This is a genomic window from Pseudohongiella spirulinae (genome assembly GCF_001444425.1).
GTDB lineage: Bacteria > Pseudomonadota > Gammaproteobacteria > Pseudomonadales > Pseudohongiellaceae > Pseudohongiella > Pseudohongiella spirulinae.
On record NZ_CP013189.1, the window covers coordinates 1,920,646 to 1,935,381 of the forward strand.

Annotated in this window: 13 protein-coding genes; 1 reads left to right on the plus strand and 12 read right to left on the minus strand. The window is 44.8% G+C overall.

Annotation, left to right across the window (positions count from 1 at the left end; all coding sequences use genetic code 11):
- The first annotated feature begins 349 nt into the window (after positions 1 to 349).
- On the plus strand, positions 350 to 991 hold the full coding sequence (locus PS2015_RS15600) for a hypothetical protein (RefSeq protein ID WP_156412697.1): 642 nt from the start codon (positions 350 to 352) through the stop codon (positions 989 to 991).
- Here PS2015_RS15600 and PS2015_RS08780 read toward each other — a convergent pair.
- The 12 genes from PS2015_RS08780 to PS2015_RS08835 all read right to left on the minus strand — a co-directional run bounded on the left by PS2015_RS08780 (position 969) and on the right by PS2015_RS08835 (position 14,718).
- Complete coding sequence (locus PS2015_RS08780) at positions 969 to 2,054, minus strand: glycosyltransferase family 4 protein (protein ID WP_058021851.1); 1,086 nt, start codon at positions 2,052 to 2,054, stop codon at positions 969 to 971. The genes PS2015_RS15600 and PS2015_RS08780 overlap by 23 nt on opposite strands.
- 64 nt (positions 2,055 to 2,118) lie before the next feature.
- Positions 2,119 to 3,075, minus strand: coding sequence for a glycosyltransferase (locus PS2015_RS08785; protein WP_237113302.1), 957 nt, complete (start codon positions 3,073 to 3,075; stop codon positions 2,119 to 2,121).
- Positions 3,076 to 3,095: 20 nt separating this feature from the next.
- Positions 3,096 to 3,974, minus strand: a complete 879-nt coding sequence (locus PS2015_RS08790) for a glycosyltransferase domain-containing protein (RefSeq protein ID WP_058021853.1) — start codon at positions 3,972 to 3,974, stop codon at positions 3,096 to 3,098.
- Positions 3,975 to 4,192: 218 nt separating this feature from the next.
- On the minus strand, positions 4,193 to 5,500 hold the full coding sequence (locus PS2015_RS08795) for an oligosaccharide flippase family protein (protein WP_156412698.1): 1,308 nt from the start codon (positions 5,498 to 5,500) through the stop codon (positions 4,193 to 4,195).
- Positions 5,501 to 5,515: 15 nt separating this feature from the next.
- Positions 5,516 to 6,634 carry a glycosyltransferase gene (locus tag PS2015_RS08800; RefSeq protein WP_058021855.1) on the minus strand — a complete coding sequence of 373 codons (1,119 nt, stop codon included), beginning with the start codon at positions 6,632 to 6,634 and terminating at the stop codon, positions 5,516 to 5,518.
- Between the two features lie 4 nt (positions 6,635 to 6,638).
- Positions 6,639 to 7,157 carry a dTDP-4-dehydrorhamnose 3,5-epimerase gene (gene rfbC / locus PS2015_RS08805; RefSeq protein ID WP_082628064.1) on the minus strand — a complete coding sequence of 173 codons (519 nt, stop codon included), beginning with the start codon at positions 7,155 to 7,157 and terminating at the stop codon, positions 6,639 to 6,641.
- Positions 7,144 to 8,070 (minus strand): NAD-dependent epimerase/dehydratase family protein, encoded by a 927-nt coding sequence (locus tag PS2015_RS08810; protein ID WP_058021857.1) that lies wholly within the window; start codon positions 8,068 to 8,070, stop codon positions 7,144 to 7,146. The genes rfbC and PS2015_RS08810 overlap by 14 nt, the downstream gene beginning before the upstream one ends.
- Positions 8,070 to 9,386 (minus strand): lipopolysaccharide biosynthesis protein RfbH, encoded by a 1,317-nt coding sequence (gene rfbH, locus PS2015_RS08815; RefSeq protein ID WP_058021858.1) that lies wholly within the window; start codon positions 9,384 to 9,386, stop codon positions 8,070 to 8,072. The genes PS2015_RS08810 and rfbH overlap by 1 nt, the downstream gene beginning before the upstream one ends.
- A 34-nt stretch (positions 9,387 to 9,420) precedes the next feature.
- Positions 9,421 to 10,491, minus strand: coding sequence for a CDP-glucose 4,6-dehydratase (rfbG, locus tag PS2015_RS08820; RefSeq protein WP_058023227.1), 1,071 nt, complete (start codon positions 10,489 to 10,491; stop codon positions 9,421 to 9,423).
- A 5-nt stretch (positions 10,492 to 10,496) separates the two neighbouring features.
- Positions 10,497 to 11,270 carry a glucose-1-phosphate cytidylyltransferase gene (gene rfbF / locus PS2015_RS08825; RefSeq protein ID WP_058021859.1) on the minus strand — a complete coding sequence of 258 codons (774 nt, stop codon included), beginning with the start codon at positions 11,268 to 11,270 and terminating at the stop codon, positions 10,497 to 10,499.
- A gap of 10 nt (positions 11,271 to 11,280) precedes the next feature.
- Positions 11,281 to 12,267 (minus strand): 2Fe-2S iron-sulfur cluster-binding protein, encoded by a 987-nt coding sequence (locus PS2015_RS08830; protein ID WP_058021860.1) that lies wholly within the window; start codon positions 12,265 to 12,267, stop codon positions 11,281 to 11,283.
- A 147-nt stretch (positions 12,268 to 12,414) separates the two neighbouring features.
- Positions 12,415 to 14,718: a polysaccharide biosynthesis tyrosine autokinase gene (locus tag PS2015_RS08835; protein WP_058021861.1), complete on the minus strand. Its 2,304-nt coding sequence runs from the start codon at positions 14,716 to 14,718 to the stop codon at positions 12,415 to 12,417.
- Positions 14,719 to 14,736 lie beyond the last annotated feature (18 nt).

Consider the following 14,736-nt stretch of genomic DNA (forward strand, 5'->3'; position numbering starts at 1 on the left):
ACCTGGCATATACTTTATGTACTTTATATTGCCATTGTGTGTTCATCTCAATTTTGATGAATTCACAAAACTAATTGAATTTTTAAAAAAATTAATCGTAGTACAGTTGATATTCTCACTTTTCATATACTTTCCAATTCTTTGGCCAATAGTCGACATCTTTAAAGGTCGTCCTAGCGACGACATGGCACTACACTTTTACCGCTGGAGTGGAACATACGGATTCCCCTCGGATTTTTCATTCTTACTATCGTTTTATATCTTCTTTTACATCTCTCTTATTCAAATAAAAGGTAAACTCCCAGCACGAGAGCTCATAATTTTCGGGTGCTGCGCGGTCGCACTATACATGACCTTCAGCAGAGGTGGAATATTCGCAACTGTCGGAATATTGATAATCCAACTAATAGCTACAGGATTAATAGCTAGAATTAAAGTATTAGTGATGTCTATAACTCTTACACTTTTCATGATTGGATACTTTAGCTCAAACAGCTCAGAAAACTATGGAATATACACAGAGTACTTGACATCAGTATTCACACAAGACATTGATTCATCAGCAAGCCACAGAATACGAGAGCTTGAACTGGCAAGAGATTCCGCATTGAGAAATCCACCTTTAGGAATCGGGCCTGCTCGAGTCGAGATTGCATCACAAATTTCAGTAATTGAATCTTTTTATGGTTACCACCTAATCAAGTGGGGAATTGCCGGTTTACTGTTTATGTTAGCTATAAAACTAACGATAACTCGTCATTCAATTTCGTTTTACAAAAAATATAAAGTCCACGAATCAACACACGAAGTTTCGGCATTCGCTCTCGCTGTAGCACTTATAACAATGTCTGAAATACTGCTATTCGGACTATCGTCTGCAATTACTGATAGGCTAAAAACATTACCCACATACTATCTATTTGTCGGGTATGTTTTCATGCTAAAAGCACAAACAAATTCGTTGAGAGTTATCCTGAAACACTCTCAATGACATCAATGTATCCTTCCACCATTGCAGATATTGAAAACATTTTCGATCGTTCGCGTAATTGGCACTTAATCTCTTGGGCAACTCCGTGTTGTGAGGTAACTCGCACAATCTCTGATGCCCAAAGTGTTGAGTCGAAGGGCAATCTAATACCAGCACCCCCTAAGACCTCTCTTGTTATCTCTATATTTGATGCGATCACGGGAACACCGCGCTGCATTCCTTCTAATAGAGTTCGGCCAAAGCCTTCGTATCTAGAGGGGAACAGCAATACATCTATTGAGCCCAAGAATTTGTGAACTTGCTCTTGAGAAACGTCGCCAAGGAACTTGACTTTATCACTAACACCCATAGCTTCTGCCTTTTCGACGAGCATATCTTTACTAGGCCCACTCCCTACGAAAACCAAAGTTGCAGAGTCTAACTTGGAGCAAACCTCAATCAAAAACTCGGGATTCTTTTGAAACGCCAATCTACCAATAAAACCCATCACTATCCCATCGATAGGTAACCCCAGCATCTTCTTTGCTAGATGCTTGTCTAGCGAAGCCTTCGCAGGCTCCGGCAGTCCATTCCAAACGACTTTGAATTTTTTCTTATACGAGTCAGGATAATGACTGTAGGAGTTTGAAACCTCGTGTGATACAGCTATATTTGCTCCGTACAAACACGTTGAGCCCACGATCATCTCCAATTTACCCATAAGCCATGATTGACTTGACTGAGGGTTTCGCTGCGTGGCGATTGTAACTATGTTAGGAGAAAAAACTTTAAACATAGCTAAAAATACGTTAGCCAGCGGATGAAAGCCAATAACAACATCAGGCTTTACCTCGCGCACAACTTTCAAAGCACGAAAAAACGCAAATATTGCACGTGCAAAAGCCAAATTACCAAGATTCGCAAACACTTTATCGAAACACAAGTCTGAAGGTAAAGATGGGTCTCTAAAGATAGCCCAGGCGTAAGAAATGTGCCCCCTCATATCAAACTCATCACGCAATAAAATTGCATTCAGTTCTGCGCCGCCAGTTCCGGAATAGGTAACGAGTGTAATGATCTTCATTATATATATTGCCAATCAGTCATTCTTACTTGAATTGCGTAAACCATTAAACCAGGTAGAAACTCTACTCTCCCACAATATCCTGCAAGAGAACACGAAAACCTCTAATTGAAAAGTAGTCACCTACAACAAATGAACATGTGACCTGAAACAGTCTTGGTAAAAAAGGCCTTGTTCGTATTTTCAAATGCTTCTCCAAAAAAAATAATTCCTTGACTGTAGATTCTCTGAACTCCAGAAGCCTCTTCGTATCCAAAATTGATCTCTTTGCGAGCACTAAATCTAACCTACTCAGAATTAGCTTGTTCTTAAGTATGCGCGATTTCTCTTCTTCATGGCTATTTGACCCAAATATAACCTTAAAGTAATAGGGAAATAGGTCTAAGTAAGATATACGCTGAGGATTGTTAAAAATCACATTTGACGTATTACTTGAATGGCGTCGATAATATTGGAGTACTTTTTTATCTATAATTCTAGTGTTTAGTCCAATTCCAAATCTTACTAACCACCCATCATGCGAACCGAAGTCGTCTGGTATTGGTAAACATATGTTTAAAAGCTCACGGCGCACACAAATGCAACAGCCCATGACAAAACTAGTGTCTGACAATCCAGCCGATCTAATTTGTCCAAGTTTGGTAATATTAACAGGCACTAGGGCCTCATTGGTAAACTGAGCATCATTCATGAACAACAAAGTGTCTGGATTATCTAACACTCTGGACAGCATATGTTCAATTTTATCTGAAAACCAAACATCATCCTGGTCACTCAAAAAAACCAAATCACCTTTGGACTCAAGCAATGCCTTATTAAAGTTGGCACTATACCCTGAATTTTCTCTGTTTCTAATCAGCCTGACATCGAATGGTGCGTTAACCGAAAACTCCTCTATAATTTTGCAAGTATCATCCTTAGACGCATCGTCAGAGACTACTAGTTCATGAGGCAACCTGGTTTGTAGCAAGAAACTATTCAGCTGCTCCTGAAGATACTTAGAACCATTGTATGTAGCCATTACTATCGAGATCTTCATTTTTAGCCTTTTGAGACTTTAATCCCATTTAATCTGTGAACCACCTTACTTCTGATCACGTTGGCATGCTTAAACAGAACGTGGAAGCATGCGAAAGGGGCGTAAATGAGAAACCATAGAACTCCATCTCTAGATCTAGGTCTCAGTAATTTATATAGCTCACTATACCTACGATCATGCTTGTGAGGTGAAATCAAAAATGTAGCTTTATATTTTCGATAACTCTGGTCGAATAAGTAAACACTCGGATTTGTCTTCCAAAGAACATAAGGAAGACTTATTTGGTCTCTGGTAGATCTCTGACTAAAACATTGCCACCAAACTTCCATTGGTTCGTCAAGAGAGTCAGTTACGTGGTTTTTAAAGATCACTCCTGTCTCAATAAGGCCACTCTTATCTGGAAACCCCCGCTGCAAATAACCTTGATACTCGTCAATAAGATCGTTGGCATTTAATACCTTTCCGCTGCTGATACAAGCATCAACTTCTTCTTCTACTGTTGATCGAGATTCATGTGGATAGAGCCCTAAAGTGCAACCAGAATTTTCGAAAGGTATCAAGAACTCGTGAATACCGTTTAGGATTTTAATATTGCCATCGATATAAATCGATGTATCGTAACCAGACAACACTTTGTGGATTAAAGCCCTGTAATATAGATTTGCTGCTTTAGGAGTTTTAAATTTTCTCGAATCCACCAATAGAGTCTGCCATCCATTCACGGTCATTTCAGAATTATCTGTAATGATAAAATAATCGGTGTTTTTCAATTTATTGAGAGGCTTTAAAACCCGGTCGTAATCTCCGAACACACATGTGTATACTAAACGCTTTTTATTAAAATTATCGATCAAATCATGCGCGGGTTTCAGCTTAAGCACTAGCAATACCTTCAGACGAACATTTAAGATATAGATGAGCAACCCAACTTGATCTAGTCGAGCTACAATTTACATTACGCATGTAGTTGCCCCAGCTAAAAACCAGACACCACCCACTAGCCAGCGAACTGCCCCCAGTTTCCCGGGCACTTTTGTAATCCCCTTGGACAGGCCACATACAACTACAATACACCAAGCATGAAAACGTAACGTCAGATTCACCATGCAAACCAAACCATGCCAATAACAATAAATGCAGCGGGAGTCATTCTGATCAAATGCTTCCTTAAAGGCACCACAAATATCTTACGATACAACAAGAAATAAGCCTGTAGAAAGTTAATGTGGAATGCCACTACTAAGCACCAGCACAACAACTCGATATCGCGCTCTGATACGCCTACGATTATTGCACCTACCATTACAATAGCCGACAGAATTCCACTAAGAAATAAAAGATCTGCCCGACTCATTGCTTGAAAAAAACTGCCACTAGTGGAGAGAACCACTTGAGCTGGAATAGCAATCGCGAGAATCCGAATAATCGGTATAACATTCAACCATTGATCTCCAAGGATAATTAGCACGATCCAGTCTGATAATAAAAAAATCAACAGCCCTGCTAGTGCACCTATTAATGATAGTTTGAATACAAACTCACTATGTATCGCTTCGACTAATACGGGGTCGCCTGAATGCTTACGAATTACCGGCTGAATCGCAGGTGTCATGGCAAAAGTCAATAACATCAATGGATAGCGCATAAGTTGATACGCTTTATCATACGCACCAAGCATACCGGCCCCCATATACTTTCCTACCAAAATATTGTCCAAATTTCGTGAAAAATAGTTTATGAAATTGAAACCGAATTGATAACTAGAGAAACTAAGCAAAGGTATTATGGCGGAAAATCTCGCACCTAGGAGTGGTCGACCAAATTGAGTAGCACTCGAAAAATACCAACTAACACTGACAAGAGCGACTGCGCTCACAGCGCCCTTAGCAGCAAGAGCATGCAGCGGATCGATAATTTGTAGCAGCGCAATAGCCGAGGCTGTACTCACAACTTCAGCGAGTAGCCCAGCAGTCGCTATACGGTAAAATGCTTGCTCGCGTAACAGAAAAGCTGTCGGAACAATGCCCGCAGCAAATACGAATAAACTAACGGCAATATAAGGCACCACCTCATCGACCCGAGCCATATCATAAAACATCAAGAATATGGGCCCAAGCGCCGCGAACATTATTGCCAAAACAAAGCCAATTGTTATAGTCAGCCCAAAAAGACCATTTCTATCTTCCACTGAAATGTTGTCAATATTGATAATGGCCGGACCAAGCCCTGCTTCAGCCATTAAGCGAAAAAAAGTGAAAAACACCATTATCGCGGCAACGGTGCCAAATGTTTCCGGCGAAAAAAGGCGGGCCAACACCATCATAGAAAGCAGATTAACTGCATACACCGCGTATCGGCCTAACATACTCCTTGAAATAGCACGATATAAACCCGAGGCGTTACTCACTTTACAAGTACTTCCTTAGTTTTCAAAAACTGAGAGTAATCTGATCTTAAATGCATCAGGAGAAAAAGTACTTAAATACTTGAGTTTACCCATCTTCCCAATAACTCCAAGCTCATCCTGATTTTCAAAACAATAAAGTATACTCCTAGCGATCGAATCGGGGTCAACATCAGTTAAGATCACACCTTCATTCTTTGCAAAAAACTCACCAACAGCTTTGGTGCTCATTGTAAGACAAGGCAATCCAAGCGAGAGAGCATCCACCAACTTGTTCACTAAAACGGTTTTGGCTTTTGCACTAGAGCCAAAATTACCGACTGCCAAATCACAATTCTCTTTTAGGAATGGTGCGAGCTTCCCATTTGAAAAGCTGAAATCGTTATTGACAATCACATGCTCCGATAGCCCATAGGATTCAATTAATTCTTTATATGGTTTTGACTTTTTTTCTGAATCCCCAAATAAGTATAGTTTAATTTTTTTGTTAGAGATTTTCGTAAACGCATTAATAAGATTCTCGAGCCCGTGCAAAGGAATGTAAGTCCCCCACCAGCATACTGAAAAAAAATCTTTAGCAACTTGATCTTTATGACCTTCTATAAAAAACTCGGTTCTATAATCTACACACAAAGGAATTATCTTGATCTTCGCGATATTATTGGTTATCCCCGCAATTTCTGAATAATACAGAGCTTCGGATTGGTTTAAGAAAATCAAGGTACTGGCTGAGCTCATAAAGAAACGATCTTTAAACATTGCCCACTTGGCACTTAGCGATCCCTGCTTCAACAATTGTCTGTCGTTAACCAAGGTATCGTAATTACTAATGTAAAAATCTACTATAATCCTCTTTCGAAGAAGTCTTGCGAAGAAAATATCAAGAGCGGAAAAAATGTGGAAATTCATCGGCAGAACTAATACATGAGAAGCTAGGGATATCAAGAAGAATCGAAATGGTATCGTAAAAAATAATAATAATATGCCGACCAAACGTTTCAAGAATCTCCATTTAAAGTTCGGTATGATAAACCCGGTCGGCAAATAGCTAAAAAGAATGCCATTATCGCCTAATACTTTAATAATATTCTGTGACCGATAACTACCGCCAACCGCACCACTAAGAAATACTTTCATACAGTTAGTACAAGCCAGGAAAATTTTTGTCGCGCTCAGAGATAATCGGATTCGAAATCGGCCAACCAAACCCAAAACTATCCCACTTTATGCCTGAATCAGCCTTCGGGCTATGTTGAGTAGAGGTCATATAAACGACTGTAGCGCTATCTGATAAGGTCAGAAAGCCGTGAGCCAGGCCTTTATCGAGATATAGAGACTTTTTATTTTCAGCAGACAATAAAGTCTCATACCAGTGACCAAAAGAGTTAGATCCCTCTCTTATGTCAACTACTACATCCAAGATTTCTCCTGCAACAACATAAACAAGCTTGGCGTGATCATCGGGTGTCTTTTGAAAATGCATACCACGAAGTACGTTTTTCTTTGAGATAGAGTAAAAACTTTCTTCAAAAACTACCGTCAATCCATATTTTTTAAAAGTATCTCTGTGAAAAGTCTTTACGAAAAAACCTCTTTCATCACGAAATGTACTATTTTCGATCTCATAAACTCCAGCCAATTGAGTTTCAGTTATTTTCAAAACGAAATTTCTCCTTGTAGTATTCAAGTGTTCTCTGAATACCATCATGAATAGAGTATTTTGGACTCCAGCCTAGAATATTCTTAGCTTTTCTGATATCAGCATAGACGATTTGTTCGTTTAAATCCGAAGGTTTTCCCCACCTCTTTTCAACTGTATAGCCTAATTGTTGCTCCAATACAGAAACCACGTCACGAATACTAATCGCGTTACCGGACCCTATATTGAAAGTCTCATAGCCGATAGACCTGCCCTCAATATACTTAATTGATTTTACATACGCTGACACTATATCTTTCGTATATATGAAATCCAACTTCTGCAGTCCATCGCTTAACTCGATAACATTTTTCCGTAACGCCTTATCGATTATACTGGGAACTAATTTAAAATTGTCTCGCTCACCATATGGCGAAAAGAGACGTAGTGTGACGATCGCAATCTTGTTGGCATAGGACTGAAGTATTGATTCAAAACCTATTTTTGTCTTAGCATAAAAATTGAACGCACTTATGGGAGCTTGCTCATTTAAAGGCATTGCCGACCAATCATACTCAAAAAACGTTCCTGTATTAATGAAGTGTTTAACTTTATGCCTTATTGCAAATTCGAGCAGCTCTGTCGGAAAGTTAACATTCGAGCGAAGCATTGGTATTACTTTCATCACCTCATCATCTTTCTGATACAAGGTCGCTAAATGAATAATCAAATCAATTCTTTTTTCTTCAAAAACTTTAACCAAGGGGTCATTGTCTAAATCGTAACTTCTAACCTGATCAAGTAAGTGATTGATCCGCCAGGTATCCGAAGTTGATCGTTTCAGAATTGTGACTATGTAACCTTCTTCAACAAGGCATTCCAGGAGATGGCTACCCAAAAACCCAGTTGCGCCAGTTAGCAAGATGCTTTTCATCAAAAACCCAAACCAAAGAATTCTTCTATTTTTGCCGCCACAAATTTAAAATGGTCGTCATTCAAGGAGGGCTGCACACCTAACCAGAAGGTCTGATTCATTGTGCGATCGGTATTCTTCAATTCACCAACCACCCTATATTCCACCTCCTGAAAGTACGGTTGGCGGATGAGATTCCCTGCAAACAGTAATCGAGTTCCAATCTTGTGTTGGTCCAAATACTTTAGGAGATCAACACGTTTCACACCACTACTCTCTTTTAACGTCACCGGGAAACCAAACCATGACGGTTCACTGTTCGGTGTCGCTTCAGCTATTTCCAGATAATCAGAAAGGGAAGCCAGACGATCTTTCAGCAAGCCAAAGTTGCGTTTGCGTGAATCAATGAATTCTTTTACACGCTCCAGCTGTGCCAATCCACAAGCTGCTTGCATATCTGTAATTTTCAGATTATAGCCTAGATGTGCGTACACATATTTGTGGTCATAGCCTTGCGGTAAAGATCCAAACTTCTGACCAAAACGGTTACCGCATGTGTTATCACAGCCCGGAGCGCAATAACAGTCACGACCCCAATCTCTATATGACTCTGCAATCGCCTTAAGCTTAGGGCTGTTGGTAAAAACGGCTCCGCCCTCGCCCATAGTAATGTGGTGTGCAGGGTAGAAGCTGAGTGTTGCGATGTCACCCCAAGTCCCAACCATCTTCCCATCAAAGGTAGCACCCAGCGCATCACAGCAATCCTCGACAAGCCATAAATTGTATTTTTCGCAGATGGCTTTAACTCTAGCAAGGTTAAATGGGTTGCCTAGTGTATGTGCCAACATGATCGCTTTTGTTTTTGGCGATATCGCTGCCTCAATTAGATCGACATCGATGTTGTGGGTCTGCATATCCACATCAACAAATACAGGGACTGCACCAAACTGTACGATTGGATTTACTGTGGTCGGAAAACCGGCTGCGACTCCTATTACCTCATCACCTTTTTTGATAGCTCGATCGCCCAGTGTCGGTGACGTAAGCGTGTTAAATGCAACCAGGTTAGCTGAAGAACCTGAGTTCACAGTTATAAGGTGCTTGATTCCAATAAATTCGGCTAGCTTCTTTTCGAATTCAGCATTGAAACGTCCTGTTGTCAACCAGCCATCAAGAGATGCATCAACCATCATTTGCAACTCACGTGCGCCTATTAACTTGCCTGATGGTGGAATGACGCTTTCGCCTGGAACAAAATCGCTAGGGGCTAATGCAGTACTGGCGTATTGTTCGACTAAATCTGCTATTTGTTGTCTTAATAATGTCTCGGGAGTCATAACTCTCTCTAATTAGAACGAATTTGTAAATCTGTTAATGACGCGATTGATAGCTTTCAATCTGATTTAGAGTTAAGAGCCTCACATCTTTTTTAAGCAACCAATCTTTATGCCAATCCACAATAGAGTCCAGAGCGGTAGTTAGTGGCCAGCGCGGCAGCCAATGGAGCTTTGATGCCGCCTTGCTGATGTCAAGTTTAAGCAATTGAGCCTCATGCGGTTGTTGTGTGGTATCAATCTGCCAACTGGCACCTTGCCCCCAGATTTTCACCATGTGATTCAGTATCCATTCAACTGGCATAACATCTTCGTCAAGCGGACCAAAGTTCCAACCTTCGGCGTAATCGTCACCATGAAGATAGAGATTTTCGGCCAGAATTAAATATCCGCTTAAGGGTTCCAATACGTGCTGCCATGGGCGCGTTGACAAAGGATTTCGGACGACTACTGGCTGCTGTTTTTCAAACGCCCTCAATATATCCGGTATCAGTCTGTCCTCTGCCCAGTCGCCACCCCCGATGACATTACCTGCCCTCGCAGAAGCCAGACTTGGAGTACTCGACGAACTGAAAAAAGAACTTCGATAGGCTGAAGTAACTAATTCGGCGCATCCCTTACTATTGCTATAAGGATCCCGCCCACCCATGGGCTCATTCTCCCTATAACCCCATACCCACTCACGATTCTCATAACACTTATCAGTGGTCACATTGACTATGGCTCGAAGATGGCCACACCGCCGTGCTGCCTCTAGAACGTGAACCGTACCCATGACATTCGTGGCATAGGTTTCTACAGGCTCACGGTATGAAAGTCTCACCAAAGGCTGAGCAGCCATATGTATTAAGACGTCGGGATTAAATCTGATCATACTTGAAGTGATAGCGTTGAGATCGCGTATATCGCCGATCTCTGAATCCATTCCGTCTGAAACCTTGGCTTCATTAAACAGCGAAGGCGACGTAGGCGGCTCAAGCGCAAATCCTTTAACTGTTGCGCCCATACTTTGTAACCATAATGATAACCAGCTTCCTTTGAAACCGGTATGTCCTGTAAGGAATACCCGCTTCTCGCGCCAAAATTCTGGATTAACAGTTGCTGACATCTGATTTAATCCCACGTCTTCCACGGAGCGCTACCCTGTTCCCATAAATCATCCAGAAGGTGCTTATCCCGCAAGGTATCCATTGGTTGCCAAAAACCCTGATGTTCATAGGCCATTAGTTCTTGATTTTCTGCAAGACGCATAAGTGGTTCCTGCTCCCATATTGTTGAATCATCCTTGATATAATTGAGGACAATAGGGTTGAGCACGAAGAACCCACCGTTAATCATGGCACCATCTCCCTTGGGCTTCTCTTTGAAATTCAGAACTTGTCGTCTCTTTATATCAAGCGCGCCGAACCGTCCAGGTGGATAAGTCGCAGTAAGTGTAGCAGCCTTGCCATGAGATTTGTGGAAGCGTACGGTCTCACCGATATCTATATTTCCAACACCATCTCCGTATGTAAAGCAAAAGCAATCGTCGCCTTTTACATAATCTGCGACACGTTTCAGTCTCCCTCCTGTCATGGAATGCTCCCCTGTATCAATCAATGAGACATTCCAGGGTTCTGCCCTTTTATTATGCACTTCCATGGTGTTGTCGCGCATATTAAATGTGACATCCGACATATGCAGAAAATAGTTGGCAAAATATTCTTTAATGATATATCCCTTGTACCCACAGCAGATAACGAAATCATTGATACCATGCGAAGAATACATTTTCATGATATGCCACAGGATTGGCATACCACCAATTTCGACCATCGGCTTCGGACGAGAGCTGGTCTCCTCACTCAAGCGTGTGCCCAATCCACCAGCTAGTATGACTGCCTTCATTAGTACTTCCTTAATTGCTGCTTACAAACGCGTCAGAATGAAAATGCCGAATATCAAGACCGTCAGCACAGAGCATGACCTTGGCATCACGAATCATCAGCTCTGAACCGCAGGCATAAACCGTGCAAGCACTGAGATCGATCTCAGCACTGACAACCATATCTTGAACATACCGTTTGGGGGACATATTCGCCGGCATTTCGCTCGAAATCACCGGTATCATGTTGACTGCAATATGCTTAGACGATGGTTGCCAATAGATTTCATCGCGGAAACGCATTCCCCAGAATACATCAATGCGATCAAACTGCCGAGAACCAACTTCATCAAGGCCTTCGAGGATAGCTTTAATCGGTGCTATACCAGTACCTGTCGCCAACATAACTAGATGGGACTTAGACGACTCCCGAAGGCTGAATGTACCAAGCGGCCCTTCAAATCTTAACAAGTCATCGGTCTTTGCTTCTTCAAACCAGTATTGGCTCATGGCCCCGCCGCCCACTCGCCTGATATGAAGAACAATTCTATTGTCATCGCCGGGTGCATTAGCTACAGAATAGCTGCGTCGAATTCCCTGTTTACCAATCACATCAATATATTGACCTGGCACGTAATCGAATGCTGCGGTTGGCGGCAATCTAAGAGTTACTTCGACAATATCTTTCGTAAGTTCGACTAAGGAGTCTATCTTGCACGGTAAAGTTTGAGATTTGATTTTTCCGATTTTACCAAGATCAATAGCGTCCAGTTTGATATCTGACCTCGCTACCCGACAACAGGTGAGTATCCAATTCCGCGATTGATCCTCATCGAGCATGTATAGCTCCGGTTTTATAGCTTCAGTTGTGCCCGATATGACCTGCGTTCGGCAAACTCCACAACGACCTGATCTACAGCTATATTCCAAGCCTATGCCTTCGGCTCTTGCGGCATCCAGGATTGTTTGAGTTTCTTCCGCTTTAAATGTCTTGTTGTCGTTAATTTCGACTGTGAACATGAGGTGGAGGGTAAATCCTTGGTCAATTTATTCGTTGTGACTTCAGGTGGTAGAGGCTATTCAGCTTTCTTATATCAATGATTAATGAGAGGGACAGTGCCTGGATTGACGCGGGGGACGGAGAGCGGAGTCTCCGTCCCCCGAGGCTTATGCCTCGTCCGACTTATACGCGTAGTGGTAATACCCGTACCCGTAGCCATAGCCGTAGTAGGACGAGGCGCTGCGCTCAATCGCATTCAGGATACTACCCTTGACCGACACACCTGCGCTCTCAAGTTGCTGCAGCGCACGCTCGATTTCTTTGGGGTTGTTCTCACGGAAGCGGGTAATCATCAGCGTGGCACCCACCTGTTTGCCTACCACAGCCGCATCGGTCACAGCCAGTGCCGGTGGTGTGTCGATAATCACCAGGTCATAGTGCTGCCCTGCTTCTTCCAGAAACTCATTGAACTTGCGGGTCATCAACAGTTCACTGGGGTTGGGTGGCGCCGTGCCACGTGCCACATAATCCAGACCCTCAAGTTCGGTGTGCCGTATCATCTGTTCCAGTGTGATGTCCCCCACCAGGTAATCACTCAGGCCCTGTTCGCTGTGGCCGGCAAATGAACGGTGAATATGGCCTTTGCGCAGGTCGCTGTCTATCAGTAGTACTTTTTGGCCGCCCTGGGAACAGATGGCGGCCAGGTTGGTGGAGATAAAACTTTTACCCACCGCCGGGCTGGGGCCGGTCAGCATCAGTCTATTGTTGGGCGCTTCCAGCATGGCAAAGTGCAGGCTGGTGCGCAGGCTGCGTAATGCCTCAATGGCCAGGTCGCTGGGGTCTATCAGGGCCAGCACGCCGCCGTCTTCGCCGTGTTTGCGGCGTTTGCCGGTTTTGCTCATCCGCTCGGCCAGTTGTTTGCCCACCACGTTTTTCAGGCGCTTGCGGGATTTGCGGTCGCTGAAGCGGTCGAATATTTTCAGTTGCCGTTCGGACAGCGGAATGGTGGCGTAGACCTGCAGACCCAGGGCCTGGAGTTCTTCTACCGAGGTCACGCCGCGGTGCAGCATGTGACGCAGCAGTACCACCATCAGGCCCAGCATCAGGCCGGCCATCAGGCTGATCACCAGAATCAGATTGGTGCGCGGAGCAATCGGGCTGCCACCCACCAGGGCGTTGTCCAGAATGCGCACATTGCCTACGGTGCCGGCGCGGGCGATACGCAGTTCCTGCTGGGCGTTGAGCATCTGCATGTAGATCTGCTGGCTCACTTCCACATCGCGGTTCAGGCGCAGTACCTGGCGCTGGGTTTCTGGCAGGTTGTTGACCTGGGCTTCCAGGCGCTGCTGCTCGCCCAGCAGTTGGGCGCGTTTGTCCAGCAGGCTGCGGTAGTTGGGGTGGCTGGGGGTAAAGCGCTGGGCCACTTCGCTTTCCTGAATCTGCAGGGCGTTAAGTTCGGTTTCCAGGCTGACCAGGCGCTCCAGCATGCTGCGGGTCTCAAAGCTCAGGTCCACAGAGTCCTGGCTGGCGCGGTATTCGTTCAGGCGGTTTTCGGCGCTGTTCAGGCCATCCTGGATCAGCGGGGTCTGTTGCTCCAGAAACTCCAGGCGGCTTTCGGCTTCGGCGGCCTGGCGGTTGATGTTCTGTACCAGGTAGACGTTGGAGATGGCGTCCAGTGAGCGGCGCAGTTCTTCGGGGTCGGGGCCGGTCAGGGTGAGTTCCAGGATGCCGGTGTCGCGGCCGCGCTGGGCTACGTTAAAGCGGCCCTGCAGGTTGCGGATCATCTGGGTGTCGCTGCGTTTGATCAGGGTGAACTCGACGTTGGCCGGGGCCTGGAGGCGGCTGACCAGGAGTTCTATGTAGGGAGTATCGCTGCTGAACAGGGTGCCAACGCGGCCGTTGCCCAGGGTCTGTTCGTTTTCATTTATCAGGGTGTAGTTGTCGGGGCCGGTGATTTTGAGGGTGATGGGTTGGCCCTGCAGCGCTTGTTCCACGCGCATTTCATCCACGGTAATGCTGTCGCCGGCCCAGGCGTCCGCGCTGCCCTGGGCCCAGCCGGGGCGTTCGGTGCCGCGTCTGGTGAGGGCGGCGCCTATGATGGGGAAGCGTCTGGGTTGGACTACCAAGTCGAGCCCGGCCTGCTGGGCGGCCTGGCCCATGATCATGCGCGAGCGCAGGATTTCGCTCTGGGTGGTGGAGCCGGTCTGTTCCTGCATGGTGATGATGCTTTCCATGCTGGCCAGGTTGCCGCCGCGCTGTTCTACCTGCAGCAGGGCGTCGGCGCGGTATTCGGGGGTGGCCAGCCAGGCGTAGGCGGCGCCGGCCAGGGTGACCAGGGCGGTGATGATGATGATCAGCCACTTGTTGTCCAGGCAGATGGCCAGCAGGTAGCCCAGATCGATTTCGTCGTCGGCTTGTTGTTGACTCTGGCTGCTGCGGGGGCGGTTGCTGGGGCTGCTTGTTTCTGTCATGCGTTGTGTGACTTCTCG

Bases quoted from the DNA above. Each gene is read 5' to 3' on its own strand.
- PS2015_RS15600 (WP_156412697.1), top strand. From the start codon at position 350: ATGACCTTCAGCAGAGGTGGAATATTCGCAACTGTCGGAATATTGATA.
- PS2015_RS08780 (WP_058021851.1), bottom strand. From the start codon at position 2,054: ATGAAGATCATTACACTCGTTACCTATTCCGGAACTGGCGGCGCAGAA.
- PS2015_RS08785 (WP_237113302.1), bottom strand. From the start codon at position 3,075: ATGGCTACATACAATGGTTCTAAGTATCTTCAGGAGCAGCTGAATAGT.
- PS2015_RS08800 (WP_058021855.1), bottom strand. From the start codon at position 6,634: ATGAAAGTATTTCTTAGTGGTGCGGTTGGCGGTAGTTATCGGTCACAG.
- PS2015_RS08810 (WP_058021857.1), bottom strand. From the start codon at position 8,070: ATGAAAAGCATCTTGCTAACTGGCGCAACTGGGTTTTTGGGTAGCCAT.
- rfbH (WP_058021858.1), bottom strand. From the start codon at position 9,386: ATGACTCCCGAGACATTATTAAGACAACAAATAGCAGATTTAGTCGAA.
- rfbG (WP_058023227.1), bottom strand. From the start codon at position 10,491: ATGTCAGCAACTGTTAATCCAGAATTTTGGCGCGAGAAGCGGGTATTC.
- rfbF (WP_058021859.1), bottom strand. From the start codon at position 11,270: ATGAAGGCAGTCATACTAGCTGGTGGATTGGGCACACGCTTGAGTGAG.
- PS2015_RS08830 (WP_058021860.1), bottom strand. From the start codon at position 12,267: ATGTTCACAGTCGAAATTAACGACAACAAGACATTTAAAGCGGAAGAA.
- PS2015_RS08835 (WP_058021861.1), bottom strand. From the start codon at position 14,718: ATGACAGAAACAAGCAGCCCCAGCAACCGCCCCCGCAGCAGCCAGAGT.